Consider the following 26,298-nt stretch of genomic DNA (forward strand, 5'->3'; position numbering starts at 1 on the left):
CCTCTGCCCCTCACCCCCACGGAGGGGCAGAGGCTACTCGGTGGCGATGGCGTTCAGCACATTCATCCGGCCCGCCCGGAAGGCCGGGAGCAGGGCGGCGACCAGGCCCACCACGGCCGAGCCGATGAAGACGGTGATGATCGTCGTCCACGGGATCTCAAGGGTCTTCAGGCCCTCGAGCGCCAGCAGCTTCTGCGCCGTCGCCCCCCAGCCCATGCCGAGTCCGAGGCCCAGCAGGGCGCCGAACAGCGCGATCACGACCGACTCGAGGCGGATCATGCGGCGCATCTGGCGGCGGGACAGGCCGATGGCGCGCATCAGGCCGATCTCCCGGGTCCGCTCGACGACCGACAGCGCCAGGGTGTTCACCACGCCGAGGACGGCGACGATGATCGCGAGCGCCAGCAGGCCGTAGACCAGGTTGAGCAGCTGCCCGATCTGATCCTTCATCAACTTCTTGTAGTCGGTCTGGTCCCGGACCTTGACCGACGGGTACTCGTCCAGCTGGGCCTTGAGGGAGGCGTATGCCTCCTTGTCCTGGCCGTCCTTGGCGGCCGCGAGCATCATCGAGTTCACCGGCATCTTGTCGGCCGGGATATAGCGCTCGGCGGTGGTGATGTTCACGTACTTGGCACCCTGGTTGAACGAGGTGTCGTCCGAGGTGACGGCGGCGACCTTGAGCTTGGCCGTCTTGCCGCCCTTGAAGGCGACGGTGAGGGTGTCGCCCGTCTTCACCTTGTGTTCCTTGGCGAAGTCCTCGGACACCGACATGGCGTCCTTGCCGTAGGCGTCGGAGAGCGTGCCGTCGACGACGGGGGTGCGCAGGTCGTCCGCGAACGTCGGGTCGGCGGCGACCAGATTGTCGGTGGACGTCTTGCCGTCGGGCGTGGTGATCTTGGTGTCGTCGAGGTTCTTGACGTCGGTGACGTGGTCCACGCCCTTCGCCGCGTGCACCGCCTTCGCGATCTCCGCGGTGATCGGCTTGCCGCCGTCGGACTGGACGATGAAGTCCGCGCCGACCGACTTGTCGAGCTCATCGCTGGCCGAGGCGACCATCGAGGAGCCGACCACCGACAGGCAGGCGACCAGCGCGAGGCCGATCATCAGAGCGGCGCCGGTGGCGCCGGTGCGCCGGGGGTTGCGCAGCGCGTTCCGCTCGGCCATGCGGCCGACCGGGCCGAAGATCCGCAGGATGACGGCGGCCAGCACCCGGACCACCAGGCCGGCCAGCAGCGGGCCGATGACGATGAAGCCGATCAGGGTCAGCACCACGCCCAGGCCCAGGAACATCGACCCGTCGGTCGCCTTGTCCGCGTTCGCCGCGGCGACCAGGCCCGCCGCGCCCGCCGCGGTGAGCAGCAGACCGATCGCGCCCCGGATCCGCCCGGCCTTGGCGTCCGCCGGGGTGCCCGCGTCCCGCAGGGCCGCCATCGGGGAGATCTTCCCGGCCCGGCGGGCGGGGATGTACGCGGAGATGAGGGTGACGACGATGCCGATGGTGAGGCCGATGATCGGCGTGGCGGGCTTGACCGTCAGCTGGTCGGTGCTGATGTTCAGGCCCTGGCTGCCCATGAACTTCATCAGCCCGATGGCGAGGCCGATCCCACCCAGGACGCCGAGCACCGAGCCGACGACGCCGAGCAGCAGCGCCTCGATGAGCACCGACCGGTTGACCTGCCTGCGGCTGGAGCCGATGGCCCGCATCAGGCCGATCTCGCGGGTGCGCTGGGCGACCAGCATCGAGAAGGTGTTGACGATGAGGAAGATGCCGACCATCACGGCGATCCCGGCGAAGCCGAGCATCGCGTACTTCATGATGTCGAGGAACGAGCCGACGTCGTCCTTGCCCTCCTCGGCGGACTCGGCCTTCGTCTGCACCTTGAGGCCATCGCCGATGGCCGCGACCACGTTCTTCTTCAGCTGGTCGTTGCTGACGCCGGGCTGGGCGGTCAGGGCGAAGCTGGTGTACGCGCCGGGGCGGCCGAGCAGCTCGCGCTGCGCGGTCTCGTTGTCCGTGTAGACGATGGTGGCGCCGGGGTTGGTCACCTTGAAGGTCGTCAGGCCGACGATCTTGGCGCGGAACTCGCCGGGCACGGCGATGATCCGCAGCTCGTCGCCGATCTTCAGCTTCTTGTTCTTGGCCGTGTCGGCGTCGAGCATCACCTCGGTGGGGCCGCGCGGCTCATGGCCGGAGGTGAGGTCCACCGCGAGGAGCTCGGTCGGGTCCCAGTTGGTGGCGACGGTCGGGGCGCCGGACTTGGGACCGATGTCGTCGTTGTTCTTGTCGACGACGGTGACGGTCTCGGTGCTGATCTCACCGACCACCGACTTGACGCCCTGGACCTTCTTCAGCTCGGCGAGCCGCGCCCCGGGCACCGTCTCGATCTTGCCGCTCTGCGGGCCGTTGCTGCTGCCGCCCGTCTCCTTCGGCTTGACCGAGACATCGGAGCTGGTGCTCGCGAAGAGCTTGTCGAAGGTGGCGTTGGTGGTGTCGGTGAAGACGAGCGTGCCGCAGACGAAGGCCACCGACAGCAGGACGGCGATGGCCGACAGCGCCATGCGTCCCTTGTGCGCGAAGAAATTGCGCATCGAGGTCTTGAAGACGGTCATGACACCCGCCCGCGCGCGTCGAAGGCCTCGGGGGTCCGGCCCGCGGCCCCGGCCGCCGATGTCTCAGTGCCCCCCGGCGAAAGACGCAGCATGCGCTCCAGCACCAGCTCGGCGGTGGGGTTGTACATCTCGTCGACGATCCGGCCGTCGGCCAGATACAGCACCCGGTTGGCGTACGCGGCGGCGACCGGGTCGTGGGTGACCATCACAATGGTCTGGCCCAGCTCGTCCACCGAGCGCCGCAGGAAGCCCAGCACCTCGGCACCGGCCCGGGAGTCCAGGTTTCCGGTGGGCTCGTCACCGAAGATGATCTCGGGGCGGGCGGCGAGGGCGCGGGCCACGGCGACGCGCTGCTGCTGGCCGCCGGAGAGCTGGTTCGGCCGGTGCTTGAGCCGCTCGGCCAGACCCACCGTCTCCACCACTCGGTCCAGCCAGGCTTGGTCGGGCTTACGGCCCGCGATGTCCATGGGCAGCGTGATGTTCTCGATCGCGTTGAGCGTGGGGAGGAGATTGAACGCCTGGAAGATAAAGCCGATCCGGTCGCGGCGCAGCTGGGTGAGCTTCTTGTCCTTGAGCGCCGTGATCTCCGTCTCGTCGATGAAGATCTGACCGGAGGTCACGGTGTCGAGACCGGCGACGCAGTGCATGAGGGTCGACTTGCCCGAGCCCGACGGGCCCATGATCGCGGTGAACTGCCCGCGGGCTATGTCGACGTCCACATGGTCCAGCGCGACCACACGGGTCTCGCCGGAGCCGTACGCCTTGACGACCTGGCGAGCGCGGGCGGCAACAGCCGTATGTCCTCCACTGCCCCCGGTCTTGGGAATCGATACAGCGGTTGTCACGGTTCTCTCCTATGTCGTTTTCTTCCGCGAGCTCTTCGCTCGTTTTCTTCTGCGAGCCGGGGTCTTCGGTCCGCGTACATCCAGGGTGGTCCAGGCGTCAGCGCGGCGCGATGGTGCCTGGCTCCCTGTCTGTGGTGGGGCTAGCCATACCCCCTCGGTCGGGCCGGCCTTAGCAACCCTAGGAGCGCCGCAGGTCGGACACCTCCTCCGCCGGTACGAACCCCGGGTAGGAGGAACGGGTGGACGACCCCTAGGGGTGTAAGACCTCAGGCGTACCCCGTCTCGGGGTCAAGACTGGACCCTCCCGTAACAGGAGGTTCAAGTCCGCTGCTCGGCCGCCTGGACGCCCGCTTTCCTTCCCCCGATCCCGCATGGAATGGTGGGTCGTACAACAGAGTTCCGGGCATCACGGCAGCCGACTAGCCCGGCCGGGGGAGGGAGTGCGCACGGTGGGCGGCACCGCACGACGGCGGAAGGACGCGGACACCGGACCACCCACCCCCGAGACGGCCCCCTCACCGCCCGTCCGACGCCGCCCCGTCGCCGCCGCGCTGATGCTCGGCATGGCGCTCGCCGCGCTCGACTCCACCATCATCTCGACCGCGATCCCGCAGATCGTGGGCGACCTCGGCGGCTTCTCCGTCTTCTCCTGGCTGTTCTCCGGCTATCTGCTCGCCGTCACGGTCAGCCTGCCGGTCTACGGCAAGCTCTCCGACACCTTCGGCCGCAAGCCCGTCCTGCTCTTCGGGATCGTGCTCTTCCTGCTGGGCTCGCTGCTGTGCGCGGGCGCCTGGAACATGGGCTCCCTCATCGCCTTCCGCGTTGTCCAGGGCCTGGGCGGCGGCGCGCTTCAGGGCACCGTGCAGGTCATCGCCGCAGACCTGTACCCGCTCAAGGAGCGCCCCAAGATCCAGGCCAGGCTCTCCTCCGTGTGGGCCCTGTCCTCCGTGGCGGGCCCGGTCATCGGCGGCCTGCTCGCCGGATACGCGAACTGGCGCTGGATCTTCCTGATCAACCTGCCCGTCGGCGCCGTGGCGCTGCTGCTGTTCGTCCGCCATCTGCACGAGCCGGCCCGGGAGCGCGCACGCGGATCCCGGGTGGACTGGGCCGGCGCGCTCGCGATCTTCGCGACCGGCGGGCTGCTGCTGACCGCCCTCGTACAGGGCGGGGTGGCCTGGGCCTGGCTGTCCGCACCCTCGCTCGCGCTGTTCGCGGGCAGCGCGGCGTGCGCGGCCGGGGCCGTGTGGATCGAGCGCCGCGCCGCCGAACCGATCATCCCGGGCTGGGTCTGGCGCCGCCGTACGATCTCGGCGGTCAACCTCGCGCTCGGCGCGCTGGGCCTGCTGATGATCGCCCCCACCGTCTTCCTGCCCACCTACGGCCAGTCGGTCCTGGGACTCGGGCCCATCGCGGCCGGGTTCGTGCTGTCGGCCATGACGCTCAGCTGGCCGATATCGGCCGCGCTGAGCAGCCGCGTCTACAGCCGGATCGGATTCCGGCGCTGTGCGATGACCGGCGTCGGGTTCGCCGCGCTGATCCTGCTCGCCTTCCCGCTGCTCCCCTACACCGGCGCGAACCCCGGCGCGGCCTGGCAGCCCGCGCTGATCATGCTGCTGCTCGGCGCGGCCCTCGGCCTCTTCCAGCTCCCGCTGATCATCTGGGTCCAGTCATCCGTCCGCTGGGAAGAGCGCGGCACCGCGACCGCCTCGATCCTCTTCTGCCGGCTGGTCGGTCAGAGCGTGGGAGCGGCGGTCTTCGGCGCCGTCGCCAACGCCACCCTGGCCGCCCGCCTCGACGAGGCGCCCCCCGCCATCCGCACCGGCCTGCCCGACGACCTCGACGGGGTCTCCCGCGCGCTGGAGCATCCCGCCACGCTCACCGACCAGGCCGCCGACTACCTGCGGCGCGCGGTCGACACCGCCGTCGACCATGTGTACGTCGGCTCGGCGGGCGCCGCCGTACTGGCCCTGCTGGTCCTGCTGTTCCTCGCCCCGCGCCGCACCGCCACCGGGCCGGACGGTGCGGAAGGCCGGGACGGTACGGAAGGCGCCGACGAGCAGCCGCAGACGGCGGGGTAGCGGGGCAACAGGGCTCCCGGCCGAGCCGGGGCCGGTCGGGGAGCCGGCTACGCCTCCGGCCGCGGCGTGGGGCCGGCGTCCTCGGCGACCGGCCGGCCCGTCAGCGCCGCCAGGCTGCCCCGTACGTGCTCCAGATGCGACTTGAGCTCCTCGCGCCGCTCGACATGTTCGCGCAGCGTCCGCTCCGTCTCCCGCTCCAGGCGCTCCTCCCGCGCCCGCGCCTGCGCGATGATCTCCGCCGCCTGCGCCTGGGCGTCCTCCTGCCGCAGCCGCGCCGCCTGCTCGGCCATCGCGTACTCCCGCTTGGCCTCGGCGAGCCTCAGCTGCGTGCGCTCCTCCAACTGGGCGACACCGGCGGCCATCGCGGCCTCCCGCTCGGCGATCTCCCGGCCCGCCGCCTCCCACCGCTCGCCGTGGTCCCGCTCCTGCTCGGCCAGGACAGCGGCGCTGCGCTGCCGCGTCTCCTTCAGCGCCGACAGGGCCTCGGCCCGCCACTCCTTGGCGTCCTGCCGCGAGGCGGCGCGCAGTTCGTCCACATCCGCCTGGGCCGACTCCAGCGTCGAGCGCGCGGATGCCTCGGCGGCGGCCCGCGTCCGCTCGGCCTCCTCGCGGGCGGCCTCCTCGACCGTACGGGCCGCGGCCCGCGCGGCGTCCCACAGCTCCTGTACCGAGGCCTCGGCGCGCGTCCGCAGGCTCGCGGCCTCCTCCTCGGCCGCGAACAGGATCAGCCGGGCGCGGTCGCCCAGAGATTCATACGTCTGGGGGGCCAGCTGGGCGATCGCCTCGCGCAGCCGCCCGGCCTCGGCGGCCAGTTCATTGCTCAGCACCGTCAGCCGCGCGGCGCGCTCCCACGCCGCGTCGCGCGCGTCGGACAACTCCGCCAGAGTGCGGTCGACCTGCTCGGGGCGGTAGCCGCGGCCCCGTCCGCCGATGGTGAAACCTTGACGTGACACCGATGCGCCCATCCTTGGAACCCCTTTTGTCCGGCATGCAACCGCTCCGGCGCACATCTTCATAGATCGCGGCTAATCGCACATAAGCGACACTCCGCCCATCTTCCTCGGCCGGGGATGTCATGCCCTTCTGGCGCTCGCGCCACCGGATCCGGACAACACAACGACGAGGCGCCCGCCCCCGTCACGGGGGTCGGGCGCCTCGGTCTGGATGTTCTGCCGCTGTTCGCCTCAGGGCTCGCTCAGAGCAGGCCGTCCCACATCTGCTCCAGCAGCACCGCCCACCAGTTGTCCGGCGAGGACAGCGCCGCCGGGTCCAAGCAGGCCAGCTGCGCCTGGAAGTCGACCGTCCAGCGGCCGGCCTGCTCCGGCGTCAGCCCGTACCGAAGCCGCCACATCCGGCCCAGCAGGGCCAGGCAGCGGACGAAGTCCGGCAGCGAGGAGTTGACGAACTGCGGCGGTACGGACGTCCCACCGGGGCCCGCCTCCACCGGCACCGCCACGATGTGCGCCGTGCCGTACTGCACACACAGCTGACGGCCGAAGTCATTGCCCATGACCAGGTACGAGCCCGCGTCCGGCGCGGGCTGCGCCCCGCGCTCGGCGGCCAGCTCGGCGAGCGTGGGCACCGGGCGGCCCTGATGGGCCTGCGCCCAGAAGAACGGCCCGAAGTCCATCGGCAGCCCCGCCATGACCAGCGTCTGGGCGACCACGTCCGGCACGCCCATCCGCGACACCGCGCGCTGGTCGAAGCGGAAGATGCCCTGCGGGCCGAACGACTGGATCAGCTCCTGTGCGAGCACATCCGGCGGCACCGGGGCCACCCGCTGCACCTGGCTGGGGTGCGGCAGCGGCACCCGGTTCGGGGCCGGGCGGGCCGGGCCGTCCGCCACCTGGTGCAACTCGCCCTGGTGCTCGATGAGGTGGCGTACGCCCTGCTGGCGGGTCGCGTGGTCACGCCCGTACGCCGCCGTATGGCTGATCCGCACCTGCGGCCAGGTCTCCTTGATCATGCGCGCGCAGTAGCCGCCGGGCAGATCACAGGACTCCAGCTCGGTGTGCAGCTCCAGCACGTGCTGCGGCGGGACGTTCATCCCGCGCAGCTCGTGCAGGATCTGCCACTCGGGGTGCGGGGTGCCGGGCCCGGAACGGCGGATGAGCTGCTGCTCGGAGCCGTCCTGGGCGCGGTAGCGCAGCACCGCCATGTAGCCGGGGCCGACGGTCGGCTGGCCGGACGGCGGCGCGGGGTAGGCGTATCCGCCCCCGGGCGGGGGCATGCCGGGGCCGGGCACACCGGGCGGGGGCGTGCCCGGACCGGGCATGCCGAGCGGGGGCGTGCCGCCCCCGAGCATCGTCGCGGCCGCGTGCACCCCGCCGGGGGCGCCGGGCCGGCCGGGGCCGCCGGGGTACCCGGGACCGGGCGGCGGAGGCGGCGGCTGCGCACCACCGGGGCCGGGCACACCGGGCTGACCCGGAGCACCCGGGGCGCCGGGGGGACCGGGGGGACCGGGCGGCTGCGGGCCACCAGGACTCGGCACACCCGGCATACCTGGCATACCGGGTGCACCCGGACCACCGGCGAGCATCGTCGCCGCCGCATGCACCCCGCCCGGAGCACCCGGCTGACCAGGAGCCCCAGGCGCACCCGGAGCCCCGGGCGGGCCGGGGAAGTTGCCGGCCGGGCCCGGCGGAGGCGGCGTCTGGCCGCCTCCGGCCCCGGGCACGCCGGGCGGACCGGGCGGACCGGGCGGACCGGGCGGACCGGGCGGCTGCGGCCCCGACGCACCGGACTGGCCCGGCGCGCCCGGCTGACCGGGAGCCCCAGGAACACCAGGAGGTCCGGGCGGCTGCGGGCCACCAGGACTCGGCACACCCGGCATACCTGGCATACCGGGTGCACCCGGACCACCGGCGAGCATCGTCGCCGCCGCATGCACCTCACCCGGAGCACCCGGCTGACCAGGAGCCCCAGGCACGCCCGGAGCCCCAGGCGCACCTGGCGGAGGCGTCGCGCCCGCGCCCGGGACGCCCGGCGCCGGCGGCGGGGGCGGCGTCTGCGGACCGCCCGCGCCCCCGCCCGGAGCGCCGAGACTCTCGGGGCCGAGCGCCGAGACCAGTTGGGTCGGTACGTACCCTCCGGCCGGGGCGCCCGGAGCGCCGGGGCCGGACGGCGGCGGAGACGGGGTGTGCGCCCCCGCGGGCGAGCCGGCGCCGGGAGCGCCCGGCGCACCGGGCGGCGGCGGGGCCGACGGACCGCCGGGCGCCGCGCCAGGGGGCGCCGGGGGCACCCCGGGCACGCCCGGGCCCGCGGCCGACGCGGCCGACGGCGGCGGCAGGTCCATGACCGGCGCGATGGCCGTGGGCGGCAGCGCGCTGCCCGCCGACATCAACTCGGTCTTCGCGTCCGGCCGCACGCCCGGCACCGGGGTGTCCTCGTCGTCGGAGCCCGCGAGCGGCGGGGCGAAGACCGTGACGGGCGGGGCGACCGAGCGGTCGCTGTCATCGCTCCCGGAGTTGGTGTCGGCACCCGCCCACGGCGTGCCGCCGGCCGGTGTCGCCGGGGCGCCGGGGGCGGAGTCCGCGGGGCCACCGCTGCCTGAAGGCGCCTCGGGGGCGGCCCAGGGGCTCCCGGCCCCCGGCCCGGCGCCGTGCTGCCCGCCGTGCGACGCGTCACCCGAGGGCCGCGCGCCCGCGTCCGGCGCGCCCGGGGCACCCGCTCCGGCGCCGGGCGCGAACGAACCGGAACCCGCCGTGCCGGAACCCGGCCAGTCGTCCGTCCCGCGCTCGGCCGAACCACCGCCCACAGACGCCGACGCCGACGCCGGCCAGTCGTCAACCGGTTCCGGCTCACGACCGGCCGCACCGCCCGCCGCGGACGCCCCGGCTCCGGAACCCGCCGCGCCGACCCCTACCGCGCCAGAACTCGCCGCGCCGGAACCCGGCCAGTCATCCGTACTCGGCTCGCGGTCGGCGAGCCCGCCCGAAGCACCCGCCCCCGAACCGCCGCCGTACGGATCGGACGCGGCCGACGCCGCGGACGCCCCGGTTCCGGACGTCGCCGAGGCCTGCGACCCCGGCCAGTCGTCCACCGCTCCCGGCTCGCCCCCAGCGGAACCGCCCGCCGGAGCCGCCGCCGTACCCGCACCGGTGCCGGAGCCCGCCCCTGAAGCACCGCCGCCACCACCCGACCGCTGGTCGGGGATACCCCTGGCGTCCGCCGCCTCCTGCAGCCAGTCCGGCGGCGTCAGCAGGAAGGACGTCGCGTTCAAGTCGATGCGCTGCGGCCGCCCGCCGGTGGTCTCCTGGCCCCCGCCGGAGGTCCCGTACTCCTCCTCGTACCGGCGGATGACCTCACCCACCGGCAGCGCGGGCCACAAGGTCGTGTCCCCGCTGTCGCGGGCGATGACCAGCCGGGCGCCCTCGGCGGGCGCGTCCGAGACGGGTCCGTCCGCGCGGTCCTCGGCCCAGGCCACGAAGCCCAGGTCGAACTCCCGCACCCGCACCTCACGCTGCTGATAGCCGGGCACATCGCCGTTGATCCAGAGCTCCGCGCGCTCCTGCGCCTGTGCGAAGGTCACCATCGCGCTCACCCCTCCACCGGGACGGCGTACGCGAAGCCGCCCTCCACCATCAGGTTGGCCACGGTCTCCAACTCCGGCGGGTTGCCCGCGAGCCGCAGCAGGAAGGCGTCGAAGTCGTCCCCGCACGGCAGCAACAGGTGCTCGACCCGGTCCTGCACCGTCCAGCCGTCACGGTCCCGCGCGTCGTCGTACGCGCAGAACCACACCGAGCCGATCGCGTCGCCCTTCACCTTCACCGCGATCACCCCGCCCTGCACGAAGCCCACCCCCAGGAAGTCCTTGGTGAAGTGGTCGCGCAGGCATTTGTTGACGTACACCAGGTCGTTGACCGCGGCCTCGTCGCGCACCGTGAAGAACGGCTGGTCGACGAGGAGGCCCAGCTCCGGGTCCAGCGCCGCGCCGACGGGCGCGCAGCCGCCCGCGGCCTTGAGGAAGGCCCGGTACGCGCCGGGCAGCCGGTAGCCGAGGTCCTCCTCGACGCCGAGTACCTGCTCCTCGGTGACCGAAAGACCGCGCTTGGGCAGCCCGAAGTGCACCGGCCGGGTCTCCTGCAGCGGCCGGGTGCCGCGCTTGTCCTGGTCGACGGCGGCCGTCGCGAGCCCGCCGTGGTGCCGCAGCAGCGCCTTCACCTCCACCGGGATCAGCTCCATGCGGCGGGTACCGACGACGTGGTGCCAGGTCCAGCCGTGCGGGGTGGCCACGCTCGACGCACCGTCCCACAGGTCGTGGCCGACGGAGTGCAGCGCGGCGTTGGCGGACACGAAGTCGGTCAGCCGCAGTTCGTCGACGCCGAACCCCTCGGGCGGCTCGGCTATTTCGGCCGCCGCGCGCGCATAGGGCGTAAAGTCCGGATAGCCGTCTTCGTCCACCCGGACACCCTGGGGGTGCCGGGCGGCCCTCACCGGGTCCGGGAAGTGCACGACCTGACCGGCGTAGGCCGTGTTCGGTGGCGCGGCATGCTGCCCGAGCCGACCTGTCGTCATGGCGGATGCCCCCTGCTGCTGCTGGCTGGTACGGACAGACTATGCGGTACCGCGAACCCGGACCCCGCCGCGCCCGAACGCGCGCGACCGACCCCGGACGCCGGGCACCCTGCCGACCTCCCGCCCGGCCCGCGCCCGCCACCCCCGGACTTTCGCACCACGCGCCACATTTGGCAGGCTGATCTTCGCAACCGGGGGATTGCGCGGGGATTGCGCGCGGATTGCGCAGGGAGGGAACGGGAGGGAACCCAGGAGATGCACACCACGCCAAGCGGCCACGACGACGCCGCGTCGCCCGCCACGCCGCGGCAGGGGGTACCTCCCAGCGGTAGCTGGGGGAGGCCTATCGACCGCAGCGCCCAGTACGAGGACGACCCTCCGCCTTGCGATGCTCCCCCGGCTACCGCTGGGAGGCACCCCCTGCACCAGACGACACCTGACCCCACCCCCGCTTCCCCGGGGCCGCTTGGCGACCCACGGCTCAACTGGAGCGACACCGACGGCGCGGCCGGGCCGCCGCCGCTCCTCCACCGCCGCGACGGCATCCTGCCGACCGTCGCCGCCGCGCTCTCCGTCCGCGGCAAGACCCTCACCTGCACCGCGAGCAAGGGCGACCAGCCGCCCCCGCTGCACCCGCTGGTCCAGGACTTCCTGGACACCCTCACCAGCGCCCAGCGCGAGCGATTCACCGGCCGCTGCCCGGAGGCGATCCTGCTGTCCCGCCACCTGACCGGCGTCGAGGCGAACCGCTCCAAGCGCGCCGCCCGCAAGCCGCTCACCCACGGCGAGGCCCGCCGCGCCCTCAAACAGGCCAAGATCACCACACGCCGGATCCGCGAGGCCGGTGACCCCCGGCACGGCAGCTACGCCCCGCCGTGCCGCTCCTGCGCGCCGCTGCTGGCCCACTTCGGCGTACGGAGCGTCGGACACACGAGCGGGCCGGCGACCGAAGCCTCGGTCGGCCCGGCCAGGGGCTGACATTGGACACACCCAAACGCGTACGCAGCATGGACACGACCCGCTTCCCCGTCCCGGTCGACGCCGCCCTGCGCGAGGCGGGCTGGCAGCCGGGGCGCCGGGACGTCCCCCAGGCCGAGTACTGGGCGGACACCCTGCGCGCCCACATCTCCCCCGCCGGGCACCTGCACGCCGTCTTCCCGGCGGCCGTCGAGGCGTGGGCGGAGTTCGGCGGGCTGCACGTCATCCCGCCCGGAGCGGGGCGGCATATCGCCCCGACCCCCTTTCACCTCGACCCGCTGCACGGCCTGCACCTGGCCCGCACGCTGGGCGACCTGGGGCGGGCGCTGGACACGGAGGTCTGCCCGCTGGGCGAGGAGTCGGGCGGGCAGGCGTTGTTGACCATCGACGCGGAAGGGCGGGTGTACAGCCTGGACCACACCGGGGACTGGTACCTGGGCGAGGACATCGACGCGGCGCTGACGGCGCTGGTGATGGGGGTCCAGCCGCAGCGGCTGCCGCGCGGGTAGCGACTCTGGGGAATCACCTACTCTTTCGAACCAATTTCGAGCAGGCGTGAATCAGGCGAACACCTGAATTCGCCCGCCTGCCTTCTCTCCCTGCCCTGTTACGCGCTCTTCGCCCGCTCCGCGTCCAGCTCCCCCGGCGGGGGGTCCAGGCGCCCCGTGGCCGTACGGTCGACGGCCGTACGGTCGACGGCCGTACGGTCCGGAATGACCGCCGAGACCCGGAAGCCACCCGACTCCGTGGCCCCCGACACAAAACCGCCCCCGAGCGTCGTCACCCGCTCCTTCATCCCCAGCAGGCCATTGCCGCCACTCGGCAGCCCCGCGTCCGCCGCGCCCCGCTCCGAAGGCCCGTTCTCCACCAGTACCGCGACCTCCGAGGGGCGGTGGGCGAGCCGGACCCGCGCCTTCGCGCCCGGCGCGTGCTTGTGGACGTTGGTCAGGGCCTCCTGCACCACGCGGTACGCGGTCTGCTCCACCCGGGGCGCATAGCCGCGCGCCTCCCCCTCCACCGACAGCTCCACGACCATCCCGGCCGCCCGCGACTGCCCGACCAGCGTCTCCAGTTCCGCCAGCCGCGGCCCGCCCGCGAGGTCCGCCACCCCGGCCGGTCCCACGGCCCCGGCCGTACGCGCACCGCCCGCGCCCTCCGCACCGCCCGTGCCCGCCACCCCGGCCGCCTCCGCCGCGGCCGACGCGGCCGCGGCCACCGCCGCCAGCGGCACCGGCCCGCCGTCCCCGCGCCCGCCCGCCGAGGCCGGGGCCGGGGCCCGCTGGCCGACGTCCTGGGAGCGCAGCACGCCGAGCATCTGCCGCAACTCCGTCAGCGCCTGGCGGCCCATGTCGCCGACCAGCGCCGCGTTCTTCGCGGCCTTCTCCGGATCCTTGAGGGCGACCGCCTGCAGGGCCGCCGCATGAACCACCATCAGGCTCACCCGGTGGGCCACCACGTCGTGCATCTCCCGCGCGATACGGGTGCGCTCCTCGTTACGGGCCCACTCGGCCCGCTCCTCCGCCCGGTCCGCCAGCAGCGACAGCTCGCGCTCCAGGCCGTCCGCCCGCTCCCGCAGGCTCTCCACGAGCCGGCGCCTGGCCCTGACGTACAACCCGAGCAGGATGGGCGGCGCGGTCACCCCCAGGGACATCACCACCGCGACCAGCGGAATCACCCACACGGTGGGCTCCGTGGTGCCGCGGTGCATGTCCTCCTGGAACCGGATGGTCGAGATGATGAGCGTGCCCACGCCCGACATCCCGGCCAGCACGGCCGTGATCCGGCGCGGCACCTCCGAGGCGGCCAGGGAGTAGAGGCCGACGATGCTGAGCAGTATGCCCATCTCCGCCGGGGTCACCGCGATCGATATGAGCACCACGGCGATCGCCCAGCGCCGCCGCAGTACCAGCGTGGCGCCGACCACCAGCCCCATCGCCACCCCGACGGCGACCGGAATACGCGCGTCATGAGCGAAGGCAACACCCTCCGCGGCACACTCGACCGCCGACATGACCGCGAGGGTGATGTCCAGCACCATGCTCCGCCGCCGCGGCCACCACCACGGCCCAGCGGGCGCGCCCCGCGCACCCGCTGTTTCGACGTCCCCCGTGTCCCCCGTCGCCGTCATACCGACCAGACTACGGCCGGGTGCCAGCGGTTTACCCCGGGACACGACAGGGCGAAGCGCCCTCGAACGGGGCGCAAAGCCCGACTTTTAACTCGAACGAATGAATCGTCCATGTTTGCGACACGCGGGTTCGTGCGGCGAACAAGAGTGCGGTCATGAGCGAACCACGACGCCGCGACGGCGACTGGACGGGCGGCCTGCGCGACGGGTCGATCACCTTCGAGGAACTGCGGGAGCAGGCCATCGCCCTACGGAGGGAGGGCCTGAGCCGTAGGCAGATCCGTGACCGCCTGAAGGTCCACAACAACGACATCCTGAACCGCCTCCTGGAGGGCGAGCCGGCACCCGAGTGGACGAAGCGGCCGAACGCAAAGGACGGCTTACGGGCAAAGGCCCGCGAGATGCGACTGCGGGGGATGACCTACGACCAGATCCAAGTGGAGCTGGGGTGCTCCAAGAGTTCGATCTCACTGTGGGTACGGGACCTACCCAAGCCGGAGCGGCCACCACGCACACGGGAGGAGGCGTCGAAAATCGCCAAGCGGGGCTGGGAGGCGACAATGCGACGCCGCGAGATCGAGCGCCAGCAGACGAAGTTCGCGGCAGCGCAGGAGATCGGCGAAATGACAGACCGGGAGCTGTTCCTGGTCGGGGTGGGCCTCTACTGGTCAGAGGGCACCAAGTGCAAGGCCCACCGCCTCGAGGAAAGGGTCACGTTCATCAACAGCGACGCTGACATGATCCGGCTCTACGTCGCATGGCTCAGACTGCTCAAGGTCGAGCCGGAACGACTGCAATATCGCGTGATGATCCACGAGTCCGCCGACGCAGCGGACGCGGAGCACTACTGGGCCGACGTAGTCGGCGTCCAGGTCACCGACCTCGAACGGACGTCGCTCAAGAAGCACAACCCAAAAACCGCCCGAAAGAACGTAGGCGAGGCATACCACGGCTGCCTTGTGGTGCGCGTCCTCCGCGGAGCAGACCTGTACCGTCGCATCGAAGGCTGGTGGTACGGCATAGTAGTGGGGGTTGAGTCGGCAGCCCCCACGAGGTGTCCGATTTAACCTCTTCACCATCCCCTGTGGTGTAATCAGGCAGCACAGCGACCTTTGGAGTCGTTTGTCAAGGTTCGAATCCTTGCAGGGGAGCTCAAGTCCGAAACCTGACCGCCCACATCAGGACCCACCCTCGTCCCCGCCCCGAAACCTCTCGGTATCCTGCGGTTGTCCACACCCGAGCCGAGCCCGAAGGGCACACCCGTGAGCGCCAACCGCCCGGCAGCCGTCGTCGTCCTCGCAGCGGGTGAGGGCACCCGCATGAAGTCGGCGACCCCCAAGGTCCTGCATGCGATCTGCGGCCGGTCCCTCGTCGGGCACGTCGTCGCCGCCTCCCGCGAGCTGTCCCCCGAGCACCTCGTGGTCGTGGTCGGCCACGCCCGCGAGCAGGTCACCGCGCATCTCGCGGAGATCGACGCCGACGTGCGCACCGCCGTACAGCACGAACAGAACGGGACCGGGCACGCCGTCCGGATGGGGCTGGAGCAACTCGCCGACGGCGCCGGCGGCGCCGACAGCGGGATCGCCCTGGACGGCACCGTGGTCGTCGTCTGCGGGGACACCCCGCTGCTGACCGGCGAGACGCTGGGCCGGCTCGCCGAGACCCACGACGTCGAGGGCAACGCCGTGACCGTCCTGACCGCCGACGTCCCCGACGCGACCGGCTACGGCCGGATCGTGCGCGACGAGGCCAGCGGGGCGGTCACCGCGATCGTGGAGCACAAGGACGCCACCGACGCCCAGCGCGGGATCCGCGAGATCAACTCGGGGGTCTTCGCATTCGACGCCCGGCTGCTGATCGACGCCCTGGGCAAGGTGCGGACCGACAACAGCCAGGGTGAGGAATACCTCACCGATGTGCTGGGCATCCTGCGCGAGGCCGGGCACCGGGTCGGCGCCTGTGTGGCGGGCGACCACCGCGAGATCGTCGGCATCAACAATCGGGTGCAGCTGGCCGAGGCACGCCGGCTGCTCAACGACCGGCTGCTGACCCGGGCCATGCTCGACGGAGTGACCGTCGTCGACCCGGCCACGACCTGGGTGGACGCGACCGTCACCTTTGAGCCGGACGCCCTGGTGCACCCCGGCACCCAGCTGCTCGGCGCCACCCACATCGCGGCGCGCGCCGAGGTCGGCCCGAACTCCCGGCTCACCGACACCACCGTCGGCGAGGGCGCGAGCGCGAGCTTCACCGTCGCCGATGGCGCGGAGATCGGCGCGGGCGCGAGTGTCGGCCCGTACGCGTATCTGCGCCCCGGTACCCGGCTCGGCGCCAAGGCCAAGGCGGGCACGTACGTGGAGATGAAGAACGCCCGGATCGGCGAGGGCACCAAGGTGCCGCATCTCTCCTACGTCGGCGACGCGACCATCGGCGAGTACACCAACATCGGCGCCGCCAGCGTGTTCGTGAACTACGACGGCGTCGACAAACACCACACCACCATCGGCAGCCACTGCCGCACCGGAGCGGACAACATGCTTGTGGCTCCGGTCACGATCGGGGACGGCGCCTACACCGCCGCCGGCTCGGTCATCACCAAGGATGTGCCCCCGGGCTCGCTCGCTGTCGCACGCGGCCAGCAGCGGAATATCGAGGGTTGGGTCGCCCGCAAGCGCCCCGGAAGCGCCGCCGCGAGGGCCGCCGAGTCGGCCCGTCAGGAGGACGCGGACGAGGGATGACCCGTGCACGGGTGCGCCGTGCGGGGCGTACCGTGATAAGCGCATCAAAGTGACGTCCAAGGAGACTTGCTGTGACCGGGATCAAGACGACCGGCGAGAAGAAGCTGATGCTCTTCTCCGGCCGCGCCCACCCCGAGCTGGCCGAGGAGGTCGCCCATGAGCTGGGCGTCAGCTTGGTCCCGACCAAGGCATTCGACTTCGCGAACGGCGAGATCTACGTCCGTTTCCAGGAGTCCGCGCGAGGCGCCGACTGCTTTCTGATCCAGAGCCACACGGCTCCGATCAATAAATGGATCATGGAGCAGTTGATCATGGTTGATGCGCTGAAGCGGGCCTCCGCGCGCTCGATCACCGTGATCGTGCCGTTCTACGGCTATGCCCGCCAGGACAAGAAGCACCGCGGCCGTGAGCCCATCTCGGCCCGGCTCATCGCCGACATGCTCCAGACCGCGGGCGCCGACCGGATCCTCACGGTCGATCTGCACACCGACCAGATCCAGGGCTTCTTCGACGGCCCGGTCGACCACCTCTTCGCGCTGCCGGTGCTCGCGGACTACGTGGGCGCCAAGGTCGACCGTGCCAAGCTGACCGTGGTCTCCCCGGACGCGGGCCGGGTGCGCGTCGCCGACCGCTGGTGCGACCGGCTCGGCGCCCCGCTGGCGATCGTGCACAAGCGCCGCGACCCGGACGTGGCCAACCAGGTCACCGTCCACGAGGTCGTGGGTGATGTGCGCGGCCGGGTGTGTGTCCTGGTCGACGACATGATCGACACCGGCGGCACCATCTGCGCCGCGGCGGACGCGCTGTTCGCCAATGGCGCGGAGGACGTGATCGTGACGGCCACCCACGGTGTGCTGTCCGGCCCGGCCGCGGACCGGCTGAAGAACTCGCAGGTGAGCGAGTTCGTCTTCACCAACACCCTGCCCACCCCGAGCGAGGTCGAGCTCGACAAGGTCACCGTGCTTTCGATGGCGCCGACCATCGCCCGCGCGGTCCAGGAGGTCTTCGAGGACGGCTCGGTGACCAGCCTCTTCGAGGAGCACTGATGGCCACCGGCGACTTAGGGGCCGCCGCCCCGAGCACCCGCCGACCGGTCTGAGGCCACCCCGCCAGGGGTGGCCTCAGCCATGTGCGGGAGCATGCGGCCCGGGGCGGTAGGATGGCCGGGTTGCTCGGCGAGGGAAGCTGTGTGCGGTGACGTACGCGGCTCGTCCGTTATCGACGCGCTCTTCGTAGAGATGGTCTGTCGTGGGCCGGGTGACGGCCGTCAGATCCTGAATTTCAGCGACTACGAGGAGTGCAGCCATGGCTGAGGTCAAGCTTTCCGCCAAGACCCGTGACGCGTTCGGCAAGGGCGCCGCCCGCCGTGCCCGCCGCGAGGGCCTGGTCCCGGGTGTGGTGTACGGCCACGGCACCGAGCCCGTCCACGTCAACCTGCCGGGCCACGACCTGATGCTCGCGCTCAAGACCCCGAACGTGCTGCTCAGCCTCGACGTCGACGGCAAGAAGCAGCTCGTCATCCCCAAGGCGATCCAGCGCGACGCCATCAAGGGCTTCCTCAAGCACGTCGACCTGCTCCTGGTGAAGCGCGGCGAGAAGGTCACCGTCGAGGTGCGCGTCCACACCGAGGGCGAGCTGGCCCCCGGCAGCAACCTGCTCGAGCACCTGCTGAACGCGCTGCCGGTGGAGACCGAGGCCACCCACATCCCGGAGTCGGTCACCGTCTCCATCGCGGGCCTGGACGCCGGTCACTCCATCCTGGCCAAGGACATCACCCTGCCGGCCGGCACCACCCTGGCCGTCGAGGAGGACACCGTCGTGCTGCAGGTCGTCGGCGCCCAGGCCGAGGCCCCGGCCGCCGAGGGCGAGGCCGAGGGCGAGGCGTAAGTAGCGCCGGGGGGCGTGACGCCGAGGCGTACACGCCCCTGCCCGTTCCGGCCGCCGTCCCGCTCCGCGCCCCCCTGGGGCCGGGAACGGGGCGGCGGCCGGTCCTTCAGCTCGAGGAGACACCCAGATGACGGACGAAGCGAGCCCCTGGCTCGTCATGGGCCTCGGCAACCCCGGGCCCGAGTACGCCGGCAACCGCCACAACGTCGGCTTCATGGTGGCCGATCTGCTGGCCGACCGCATGGGCGCCCGCTTCAAGGCGCACAAGTCCCGCGCGCAGGTCGTCGAGGGGCGCGTCGGTGCGCCGGGCCCGTCGAGCCGCCGGGTGATCGTCGCCAAGCCGATGTCGTTCATGAACCTCTCGGGCGGGCCCACCACCGCGCTGCGCGACTTCTACAAGGTGCCTGTCGGGCATGTCATCGCGGTCCATGACGAACTGGACATCGACTACGGCGCGCTGCGGCTGAAACTCGGCGGGGGTGATAATGGCCACAATGGCCTGAAGTCGATCACCAAGTCGCTGGGACCGGACTACTTCCGCGTCCGCTTCGGGATCGGCCGGCCGCCCGGCCGGATGGATGTCGCGGCCTTCGTACTCAAGGACTTTTCCGCCGCTGAGCGCAAGGAGTTGGACTATTTCGTGGACCGCGCCGCGGACGCCGTGGAGACGCTGATCGTCGACGGCCTGGAGCGCGCGCAGGGCACGTACAACTCCTGATCCCCGCCCGGGCGGGGGTCGGACGACGGTTGACCGGCGGGCTCGGATGTCGCCAGGATCGCCGCCATGTCTTCCACCGGCACGATCAAGCGCAGCCGTAAGCGGCGGGCGGGCGAGAGCGCGTATGGGCTGCTCTTGCTCACGAGAAACGTGGTGACGGCGCTCCTCGCGCTGTTCGTCCTCGTCGCGGGGGTGTGGTACTCGTGGGCGACCGCCAAGCCGGCGATGTTCACCAAGAACCTGGAACGCGGCACGGTCACGGTCGCCGCCTGCGACGACGACTGGTGCACGGGCGCCTTCGCGCCCGTCGACGGCTCCGGCCGTGCCCGCGCGAAGGTGCGGATCGACAAGGCGGTCACCGACGGCCGGGGCGAGCGCCTGTCGGTGGCCCTGAAGCCCGGCTCCAACGAGGCCGTACGGACCGGCTGGACCGGCATCCTGCACGCCTGGGTCCCCTTCGCGGGCTCCCTCCTGCTGGCCTCGCTCATGGTCGCGGGCGGCCTGCGCCTGCGCCGCACCGCCTGGGCCCTGGGCCTGACCGGCGCGGCCCTCCTGGCCGCGTCCTTCGCCACGCTGACGTTCTGAGGCCGAAGGCTTCCGCAGCGCTTCCGTACAGACAAAACCGCGTCCGGGCCGCTCCGCGGGAGCGGCCCGGACGCGGTTTCACGTCGGGCGCGAGCCGCGGGTCAGCCCGTGTTGCGGAGGCCCGCCGCGACGCCGTTGACCGTCAGGAGGAGGGCGCGGGCGAGGAGCGGGTCGGGGGCTTCGCCGCGCTCGTGGGCGGTGCGCTGGCGGTGGAGGAGCGAGACCTGGAGGTAGGAGATCGGGTCGAGGTAGGCGTCGCGGACGTGGAAGGTCTGCTTCAGCACCGGGTTCGAGTCGAGCAGCTCGGGCTCGCCGGTGATCCGCAGCACCTCCCGTACGGTGAGCTCGTGCTCGGCCTCGATGGTGTCGAAGACGTGCTTCAGCTCATCCGGCACCAGCGTGTCGACGTAGTGCCGGGCGATCCGCAGATCGGTCTTGGCGAGCGTCATCTCCACGTTGGACAGGAAGTTCTGGAAGAAGTGCCAGTGCTGGCGCATCTCGCCGAGGGCCACGTCCAGGCCCGCCTCGCGGGCGGCCTTGAGGCCGGAGCCGACGCCGAACCAGCCGGGCACGATCTGCCGGGACTGGGTCCAGCCGAAGACCCAGGGGATGGCCCGCAGCCCGTCCAGGCCGGCGCCGGAGTCGGGGCGCCGGGAGGGGCGGGAGCCGAGGTGGAGCTCGGCGAGCTGGTCGACGGGGGTGGAGGCGAAGAAGTACGCGGGCAGGTCGGGGTCCTCGACCAGCGCGCGGTAGGCGCGGTGGGCGGCGTCCGAGACGGTGTCCATGGTCGCGTCCCAGCGGGCCAGCGCCTCGTCGGACTGGCGGGGGGCGGTGTGGAGGGCGGATGCCTGGAGGGTGGCGGCGACGGTCAGCTCCAGGTTCTCCCGGGCGAGGGAGGGGACGAGGTACTTGTCGGAGATGACCTCGCCCTGTTCGGTGACCTTGATCTCGCCTTCCAGGGTGCCCCAGGGCTGGGCGAGGATCGCGTCGTGGGTGGGGCCGCCGCCGCGGCCGACGGTGCCGCCGCGGCCGTGGAAGAGGCGCAGCCGTACGCCGTGCCGGTGGGCGACGTCGCGGAGCAGCCGCTGGGCGCGGTGGATCTCCCACTGGGAGGTGGTGATGCCGCCGAACTTGGAGGAGTCGGAGTAGCCGAGCATGACCTCCTGGACGTCGCCGCGCAGGGCGACCAGCCGCCGGTAGGAGGGGTCGGAGAGCATGTCGTCGAGGAGCTCGTCGGCGATCTTGAGCTCTTCGGTGGTCTCCAGCAGCGGCACGATGCCGATCTTCGCCCAGCCGGCGTGCAGGTCGATCAGGCCGGCCTCGCGGGCGAGGACCGCGGCGGCGAAGACGTCGTCGGAGCCCTGGCACATGGAGATGATGTACGACTCGACGACCTCGGAGCCGAACCGTTCGAAGGCCTCGCGGATGGTGTGGAAGACGCCGAGGGTCTTGGCGCCCGCGGCGTCCAGCGGCGCCGGGGTGGGCGCGAGGGGGCGGCGGGAGCGGAGTTCCTTGGCGAGCAGCTTGCGGCGGTAGTCGCGGGGCATGTCGGCGTACCGCCAGGATTCCTCGCCGAGGCGGTCGAAGAGCTGGCCGAGGGCGTGGTGGTGGGCGTCGGCGTGTTCGCGTACGTCCATGGTGGCCAGCTGCAGCCCGAAGGCGGCGAGGGTGCGGATGGCGCGTTCCATGCGGCCGTCGGCGATCAACTGGCCGCGGTGGTCGCGCAGCGACTCCTGGATGAGGTGCAGGTCGGCGAGGAGCTCGGCGGTGCCGAGGTAGTCGCGTCCTGGCTGGTGGGGGGTGCCGCCGGCGAGGCGGGTGCGGGTGTTGAGGAGCTTCTGCCGGACGCAGGTGGCCTTGAGGCGGTAGGGCTCTTCGGCGTTCAGCCGCTTGTAGCGGGGGCTGATCTCGGGGAGGAGTTCCAGATCGCGCTGGAGGGAGTCGAGGAGCTCTTCGGAGGCGTCGGAGTTGCGGATGGAGCTGGAGAGGGCGGCGCGCAGGTCGTCGACGACCTCGAGGGCGTCGGTGATGCCGTGCTCGTGCTGGAGGATCAGCACGTCCCAGGTCACCTGGGGGGTGACGTTGGGGTTGCCGTCGCGGTCGCCGCCGATCCAGGTGCCGAAGGTGAGGGGACGGGTGGTGGGGGGCAGCGGGGCGCCGACGCGCTCCAGCTCGGCGGACAGGTCTTCCAGGACGTCGCCGACGGCGCCCGCGTGCAGTTCGTCCAGGTAGTAGATCGCGTTGCGCGCCTCGTCGGCGGGCTCCGGGCGGGCGACGCGCAGTTCGTCGGTCTGCCAGAGCAGGTCGATGTTCTCGGCCAGGCGCAGGTCGGTGCGGCGCTTGTCGCCGCCGACGGCGAGGGTGTCGAGCAGTTCGGCGATCCGGCGCAGCTTGTTCAGGACGGTGCGGCGGGCGGCCTCGGTGGGGTGGGCGGTGAAGACGGGGCGGACGTTGAGGTGGCGGACGGCCTCCCGCAGGTGCTCGGGGTCGGCGTCCTTGAGCTGGTCGGCGGTGCGGGACAGCAGCCCGCCTTCGGCGGCGCGCTTGGCGCGCAGCTCGCGGCCGCGGTGGACCTGTTCGGTGATGTTCGCCAGGTGGAAGTACGTGGAGAAGGCGCGTACGAGCTTGGCGGCCGTCTCCAGGTCGGTGGCGCCGAGCAGCTCCGCGGCGGCTTCGCCGTCACTGCGGGTGAGGGCACGGACGCGCTCGACGAGGTCGAGGAGGTCGGGGCCCTCCTGTCGGACCAGGGTTTCGCCGAGAAGGTCACCCAGACGGCGGATATCGGCGCGCAGGGCGGCGTTGGTGTTGTCGGCACTGCTCACAGGTGCGGGCTCCTTGCAGTGTTCGGGGCACTGGTCGGGTACGACGGGGCCGAAATGCCGTGGCTGCCGGTGCCACCGGCCCCGGGACCCCCGTGCTGTCGGCAGGGTGCGGACCGCGCTGTCCGACGCCACCAGGATAGGCGGCGCGCCCTCGGGGGAATCCACAGCCCTATTGCCCCGCTTCGGGGCCCTGCCATACTTACGTCGCCGTAGGTTACGGTCCCGTAGCCGTACCCCCGAGCCCCACGAGGGATCCCATGACTGCAAGCCCCGACGTGATCGACGACGCGCCGAAGGCCCAGGAGCACCCACTTCCCTCCGCCACGCTCGGCGGGGACAGCAAGCGCTCCATCGAACAGATCACCCTGCTTCTGTTCATCACCGTCCCCTTCCTCGCCCTGGCCGCCGCCATCCCGCTGGCCTGGGGGTGGGGCGTCAGCTGGCTGGACCTGACCCTGATGGTCGCCTTCTACTACATCGGCTGCCACGGCATCACCATCGGCTTCCACCGCTACTTCACCCACGGCTCCTTCAAGGCCAAACGGCCGCTGCGGATCGCGCTGGCGATCGCCGGGTCGCTGGCGGTGGAGGGGCCGCTGGTGCGCTGGGTGGCCGACCACCGCAAGCACCACAAGTTCTCCGACGCCGAGGGCGACCCGCACTCCCCGTGGCGGTACGGGGAGAGCGTCCCGGCGCTGATGAAGGGCCTGTGGTGGGCGCACATCGGCTGGATGTTCGACGAGGAGCAGACCCCGCAGTACAAGTACGCGCCCGACCTGATCAAGGACGACGCGATCCGCCGCATCTCCCGGCAGTTCGTGGTGTGGACGGTGGTCTCGCTGGCGCTGCCCGCGCTGATCGGCGGCCTGGTGACCTGGTCCTGGCAGGGCGCCGCGACCGCGTTCTTCTGGGGATCGCTCGTCCGGGTCGCCCTGCTGCACCACGTCACCTGGTCGATCAACTCGATCTGCCACGCGGTCGGCAAGCGCCCCTTCAAATCGCGCGACCGGTCCGGCAATGTGTGGTGGCTGGCGGTGCTCTCCTGCGGTGAGTCCTGGCACAACCTGCACCACGCCGATCCGACCTCCGCCCGCCATGGCGTGATGAAGGGGCAGCTGGACTCCAGCGCCCGGATCATCCGCTGGTTCGAGAAGGCGGGTTGGGCCTATGACGTGCGCTGGCCCAATGAGGCCCGTATCGACGCCCGCCGTAAAGAGGAAACCGCCGAAGCGGCATGATAGGGGGCGTGGCGACCGATAGTAATACCAGCGGTAACAAGGACCGGGCGGCCCGCGCCGCCGGATCCGCGGCCCGGCGTACCCGCCGGGTGCGGATGACCGGCAAGGAGCGCCGGGAGCAATTGCTGGACATCGGTCGCGCGCTCTTCGCCGAGCGCGGCTTCGAAGGCACGTCGGTGGAGGAGATCGCGGCCAAGGCCGGGGTCTCCAAGCCCGTGGTCTACGAGCACTTCGGCGGCAAGGAAGGGCTGTACGCGGTGGTGGTGGACCGCGAGATGCGCCGGCTGCTCGACATGGTGACCGGCGCGCTGACCGCGGGCCACCCCCGTGAGCTCCTGGAGCAGGCGGCCTTCGCCCTGCTCGACTACATCGACGCGTACACGGACGGCTTCCGGATCCTGGTGCGCGACTCCCCCGTCGCCCAGTCGACGGGCACCTTCGCCTCGCTGATCAGCGATATCGCCACCCAGGTCGAGGACATCCTCGGCCTGGAGTTCAAGGCCCGCGGCTTCGACCCGAAGCTCGCCCCGCTGTACGCGCAGGCGCTGGTGGGCATGGTCGCGCTCACCGGCCAGTGGTGGCTTGACGTGCGCCGGCCGAAGAAGGCCGAGGTGGCGGCCCATCTGGTGAATCTGGCCTGGCACGGCCTGGACGGCCTGGAGCCCAAGCCCCGGCTGATAGGCCACCGCAAGTCCTGACCGCCCGAGGGCTGGTCCGCGCCTCCTCTCCCGTTGGATGATGTGAGCCACGGGGAGGGGACGAAACATGGTCACGGGGGAGCGGTCCGAGGCGCGCAAGAAGGCGGTCGGCGCCGGGCCGGGCGTCTGTCATGCGCTGGGCCTGATGATGCTGGTGATCTCGGAGTGGGTGCGGGCCGATCTGAAGGACGCGACGTCGCTCGCCTCGCACACCTATCTGAAAGACATGATCAAGTTCGCGGCCGAGCTGGCCGAGACGGACTGGTACAAGCCCGCCGTGGACCTGTACGACAACGTCTCCTTCGGCCAGCCGCGCGCCGCCCTGTGGGCGGCCGTCGTCATGGCCCTGGTCGTCCGCCTCAACCGGCACGGCCCGGAAGAGGCCCAGCAGGTCCTGTCCTGGGTGACCGCCGGGTACTGCCTACTGGCCACGGTGGCCCTCATGCCGTACCTGGCCGCTCCGGGGGTCGGCATCATCCTGCTGTTGGCGCTGAGCGGGGGCCTGGTGAACGTGGCGACCCGCTGAGTCCAGCCCCGGGGACACCTCAGCCCCGGTACACCATGGTGCACAGCAGCGTCCGGCCGCCGTTGACCAGCCACGACCAGTAGTACGTACGGTCGCCCTGGACCCGGGCGCAGTTCGACGCGGAAGCGTTCGCCGGGGCCTTGTAGACGCCGGTGATGTGCAGGATCTGGTTGTACTGGGCCGGGACCCGCTTCGCGTCGCAGTCCACCCCGGTCATCAGACCGGCCCGCATCTGCGCCGACTGCCCGCTGCCCGACTGCTTGGCCAGCAGGCAGTAGCCCACCTTGAACTGGCGGGTCAGGCACAGGGCGATGGTCTGCCCGCGGGACGTGTACGACATGTAGTTGCGGCCCGGCCCCTGAGGGCAGCCGCTGCCGCTCGACCGCACGGCGCTCACCCACATATAGGCGTTGTAGGCACTGCAGCCGACCCGGGCGGGGACCTGGGTGTTGTAGTCGTCGTATCCGGTGTCGTACACCGCGAGGCAGTCGCCGGGGCTCACCGCCCGGTACGCCTCCGCGGTGGGGTCCGGCGCCACGGAGGGCGTGGCGGGCTGCTGGGTCTCCACCGAGCCGCCCCCTCCCCCGCTGCCGCCGCCCGTCTGCTGTCCGCCGCCCCCGGAGCCATAGCTGGGCACCGACGAGGTGGGCAGACCGCTCGGCAGGCCACTGGGCACACCACTGGGTATCCCGCTGGGGAGCGCCGGCAGGCGCGAGGATCCGCTGGACGGGAGGGAGCTGCCCGCGAACGAGGTCTTGTCGTCGTCCTCGACGACCTGCGGCAGCACCAGGACGGCGAAGGCGAGAGCGGCGGCGACCAGTATCCACACGCCCCGCTGCCGCTGCTCCTCACTGCTCCCCGCGTTCGCTCCCGACCCAGCCCCGCCCGACGCGCCGTCCATGGCTCTCCCCCGTGGAAACCTTGGCCCAC

20 protein-coding genes and 1 tRNA gene are annotated in these 26,298 nt (G+C 71.9%); 13 read left to right on the forward strand and 8 right to left on the reverse strand.

The window, feature by feature from the left end:
* Positions 1–33: 33 nt before the first annotated feature.
* Positions 34–2,610, reverse strand: a complete 2,577-nt coding sequence (locus PV419_RS10025; protein ID WP_319687605.1) for an ABC transporter permease — start codon at positions 2,608–2,610, stop codon at positions 34–36.
* Complete coding sequence (locus tag PV419_RS10030; RefSeq protein ID WP_319687606.1) at positions 2,607–3,455, reverse strand: ABC transporter ATP-binding protein; 849 nt, start codon at positions 3,453–3,455, stop codon at positions 2,607–2,609. Before PV419_RS10030 ends, PV419_RS10025 begins: the two co-directional genes overlap by 4 nt.
* A gap of 449 nt (positions 3,456–3,904) precedes the next feature.
* On the opposite strand from PV419_RS10030, the gene PV419_RS10035 reads away from it, so the two are divergent.
* Positions 3,905–5,533: an MFS transporter gene (locus PV419_RS10035; RefSeq protein WP_415925280.1), complete on the forward strand. Its 1,629-nt coding sequence runs from the start codon at positions 3,905–3,907 to the stop codon at positions 5,531–5,533.
* A 47-nt stretch (positions 5,534–5,580) separates the two neighbouring features.
* Here PV419_RS10035 and PV419_RS10040 read toward each other — a convergent pair whose 3' ends face one another.
* From PV419_RS10040 to PV419_RS10050, 3 genes are all read right to left on the reverse strand, one after another.
* Positions 5,581–6,498, reverse strand: coding sequence for a cellulose-binding protein (locus tag PV419_RS10040; protein ID WP_319687607.1), 918 nt, complete (start codon positions 6,496–6,498; stop codon positions 5,581–5,583).
* Positions 6,499–6,728: 230 nt separating this feature from the next.
* On the reverse strand, positions 6,729–9,290 hold the full coding sequence (locus tag PV419_RS10045) for an SUKH-4 family immunity protein (protein ID WP_415925293.1): 2,562 nt from the start codon (positions 9,288–9,290) through the stop codon (positions 6,729–6,731).
* A gap of 782 nt (positions 9,291–10,072) precedes the next feature.
* Positions 10,073–11,050 (reverse strand): SMI1/KNR4 family protein, encoded by a 978-nt coding sequence (locus tag PV419_RS10050; RefSeq protein WP_319687609.1) that lies wholly within the window; start codon positions 11,048–11,050, stop codon positions 10,073–10,075.
* Positions 11,051–11,470: 420 nt separating this feature from the next.
* On the opposite strand from PV419_RS10050, the gene PV419_RS10055 reads away from it, so the two are divergent.
* Positions 11,471–12,028 carry a YwqJ-related putative deaminase gene (locus PV419_RS10055; protein WP_319688160.1) on the forward strand — a complete coding sequence of 186 codons (558 nt, stop codon included), beginning with the start codon at positions 11,471–11,473 and terminating at the stop codon, positions 12,026–12,028.
* Between the two features lie 29 nt (positions 12,029–12,057).
* Complete coding sequence (locus PV419_RS10060; protein ID WP_319687610.1) at positions 12,058–12,537, forward strand: SUKH-3 domain-containing protein; 480 nt, start codon at positions 12,058–12,060, stop codon at positions 12,535–12,537.
* 98 nt (positions 12,538–12,635) lie between these two features.
* On the opposite strand, the gene PV419_RS10065 is transcribed toward PV419_RS10060, so the two are convergent.
* Complete coding sequence (locus PV419_RS10065; protein ID WP_319687611.1) at positions 12,636–14,156, reverse strand: sensor histidine kinase; 1,521 nt, start codon at positions 14,154–14,156, stop codon at positions 12,636–12,638.
* Positions 14,157–14,311: 155 nt separating this feature from the next.
* Here PV419_RS10065 and PV419_RS10070 point away from each other — a divergent pair, with 155 nt between their 5' ends.
* The 7 genes from PV419_RS10070 (at position 14,312) to PV419_RS10100 (ending at position 20,084) form a co-directional block, all read left to right on the forward strand.
* Complete coding sequence (locus PV419_RS10070) at positions 14,312–15,223, forward strand: hypothetical protein (protein WP_319687612.1); 912 nt, start codon at positions 14,312–14,314, stop codon at positions 15,221–15,223.
* 11 nt (positions 15,224–15,234) lie between these two features.
* Positions 15,235–15,307: transfer RNA gene (locus PV419_RS10075), tRNA-Gln, on the forward strand.
* A gap of 111 nt (positions 15,308–15,418) precedes the next feature.
* Entirely contained in the window at positions 15,419–16,894 is a 1,476-nt protein-coding gene (gene glmU / locus PV419_RS10080) for a bifunctional UDP-N-acetylglucosamine diphosphorylase/glucosamine-1-phosphate N-acetyltransferase GlmU (protein WP_319687613.1), read from the forward strand.
* A gap of 71 nt (positions 16,895–16,965) precedes the next feature.
* A complete protein-coding gene (locus PV419_RS10085) occupies positions 16,966–17,940 on the forward strand; it encodes a ribose-phosphate diphosphokinase (RefSeq protein ID WP_319687614.1) in 975 nt (324 codons plus the stop codon).
* Positions 17,941–18,199: 259 nt separating this feature from the next.
* Entirely contained in the window at positions 18,200–18,781 is a 582-nt protein-coding gene (locus tag PV419_RS10090) for a 50S ribosomal protein L25/general stress protein Ctc (RefSeq protein WP_319687615.1), read from the forward strand.
* Between the two features lie 127 nt (positions 18,782–18,908).
* Complete coding sequence (pth, locus tag PV419_RS10095) at positions 18,909–19,499, forward strand: aminoacyl-tRNA hydrolase (RefSeq protein WP_319687616.1); 591 nt, start codon at positions 18,909–18,911, stop codon at positions 19,497–19,499.
* Between the two features lie 66 nt (positions 19,500–19,565).
* Complete coding sequence (locus tag PV419_RS10100) at positions 19,566–20,084, forward strand: hypothetical protein (protein ID WP_319687617.1); 519 nt, start codon at positions 19,566–19,568, stop codon at positions 20,082–20,084.
* A gap of 101 nt (positions 20,085–20,185) precedes the next feature.
* Here PV419_RS10100 and ppc read toward each other — a convergent pair whose 3' ends face one another.
* Complete coding sequence (ppc, locus tag PV419_RS10105) at positions 20,186–22,906, reverse strand: phosphoenolpyruvate carboxylase (protein WP_319687618.1); 2,721 nt, start codon at positions 22,904–22,906, stop codon at positions 20,186–20,188.
* Between the two features lie 257 nt (positions 22,907–23,163).
* Here ppc and PV419_RS10110 point away from each other — a divergent pair, with 257 nt between their 5' ends.
* The 3 genes from PV419_RS10110 to PV419_RS10120 all read left to right on the forward strand — a co-directional run bounded on the left by PV419_RS10110 (position 23,164) and on the right by PV419_RS10120 (position 25,368).
* A complete protein-coding gene (locus PV419_RS10110) occupies positions 23,164–24,144 on the forward strand; it encodes an acyl-CoA desaturase (protein WP_319687619.1) in 981 nt (326 codons plus the stop codon).
* Positions 24,141–24,842, forward strand: a complete 702-nt coding sequence (locus tag PV419_RS10115) for a TetR/AcrR family transcriptional regulator (protein WP_319687620.1) — start codon at positions 24,141–24,143, stop codon at positions 24,840–24,842. Before PV419_RS10110 ends, PV419_RS10115 begins: the two co-directional genes overlap by 4 nt.
* Positions 24,843–24,909: 67 nt before the next feature.
* Positions 24,910–25,368 (forward strand): hypothetical protein, encoded by a 459-nt coding sequence (locus tag PV419_RS10120; protein ID WP_319687621.1) that lies wholly within the window; start codon positions 24,910–24,912, stop codon positions 25,366–25,368.
* A gap of 19 nt (positions 25,369–25,387) precedes the next feature.
* Here PV419_RS10120 and PV419_RS10125 read toward each other — a convergent pair whose 3' ends face one another.
* A complete protein-coding gene (locus tag PV419_RS10125) occupies positions 25,388–26,269 on the reverse strand; it encodes a hypothetical protein (RefSeq protein ID WP_319687622.1) in 882 nt (293 codons plus the stop codon).
* Positions 26,270–26,298 lie beyond the last annotated feature (29 nt).

Source organism: Streptomyces sp. ME19-01-6 (assembly GCF_033793745.1).
GTDB lineage: Bacteria > Actinomycetota > Actinomycetes > Streptomycetales > Streptomycetaceae > Streptomyces.

Bases quoted from the DNA above. Each gene is read 5' to 3' on its own strand.
- PV419_RS10025 (WP_319687605.1), bottom strand. From the start codon at position 2,610: ATGACCGTCTTCAAGACCTCGATGCGCAATTTCTTCGCGCACAAGGGA.
- PV419_RS10040 (WP_319687607.1), bottom strand. From the start codon at position 6,498: ATGGGCGCATCGGTGTCACGTCAAGGTTTCACCATCGGCGGACGGGGC.
- PV419_RS10050 (WP_319687609.1), bottom strand. From the start codon at position 11,050: ATGACGACAGGTCGGCTCGGGCAGCATGCCGCGCCACCGAACACGGCC.
- PV419_RS10060 (WP_319687610.1), top strand. From the start codon at position 12,058: ATGGACACGACCCGCTTCCCCGTCCCGGTCGACGCCGCCCTGCGCGAG.
- PV419_RS10065 (WP_319687611.1), bottom strand. From the start codon at position 14,156: ATGACGGCGACGGGGGACACGGGGGACGTCGAAACAGCGGGTGCGCGG.
- PV419_RS10070 (WP_319687612.1), top strand. From the start codon at position 14,312: ATGAGCGAACCACGACGCCGCGACGGCGACTGGACGGGCGGCCTGCGC.
- PV419_RS10090 (WP_319687615.1), top strand. From the start codon at position 18,200: ATGGCTGAGGTCAAGCTTTCCGCCAAGACCCGTGACGCGTTCGGCAAG.
- pth (WP_319687616.1), top strand. From the start codon at position 18,909: ATGACGGACGAAGCGAGCCCCTGGCTCGTCATGGGCCTCGGCAACCCC.
- PV419_RS10100 (WP_319687617.1), top strand. From the start codon at position 19,566: ATGTCTTCCACCGGCACGATCAAGCGCAGCCGTAAGCGGCGGGCGGGC.
- PV419_RS10110 (WP_319687619.1), top strand. From the start codon at position 23,164: ATGACTGCAAGCCCCGACGTGATCGACGACGCGCCGAAGGCCCAGGAG.
- PV419_RS10115 (WP_319687620.1), top strand. From the start codon at position 24,141: ATGATAGGGGGCGTGGCGACCGATAGTAATACCAGCGGTAACAAGGAC.
- PV419_RS10120 (WP_319687621.1), top strand. From the start codon at position 24,910: ATGGTCACGGGGGAGCGGTCCGAGGCGCGCAAGAAGGCGGTCGGCGCC.
- PV419_RS10125 (WP_319687622.1), bottom strand. From the start codon at position 26,269: ATGGACGGCGCGTCGGGCGGGGCTGGGTCGGGAGCGAACGCGGGGAGC.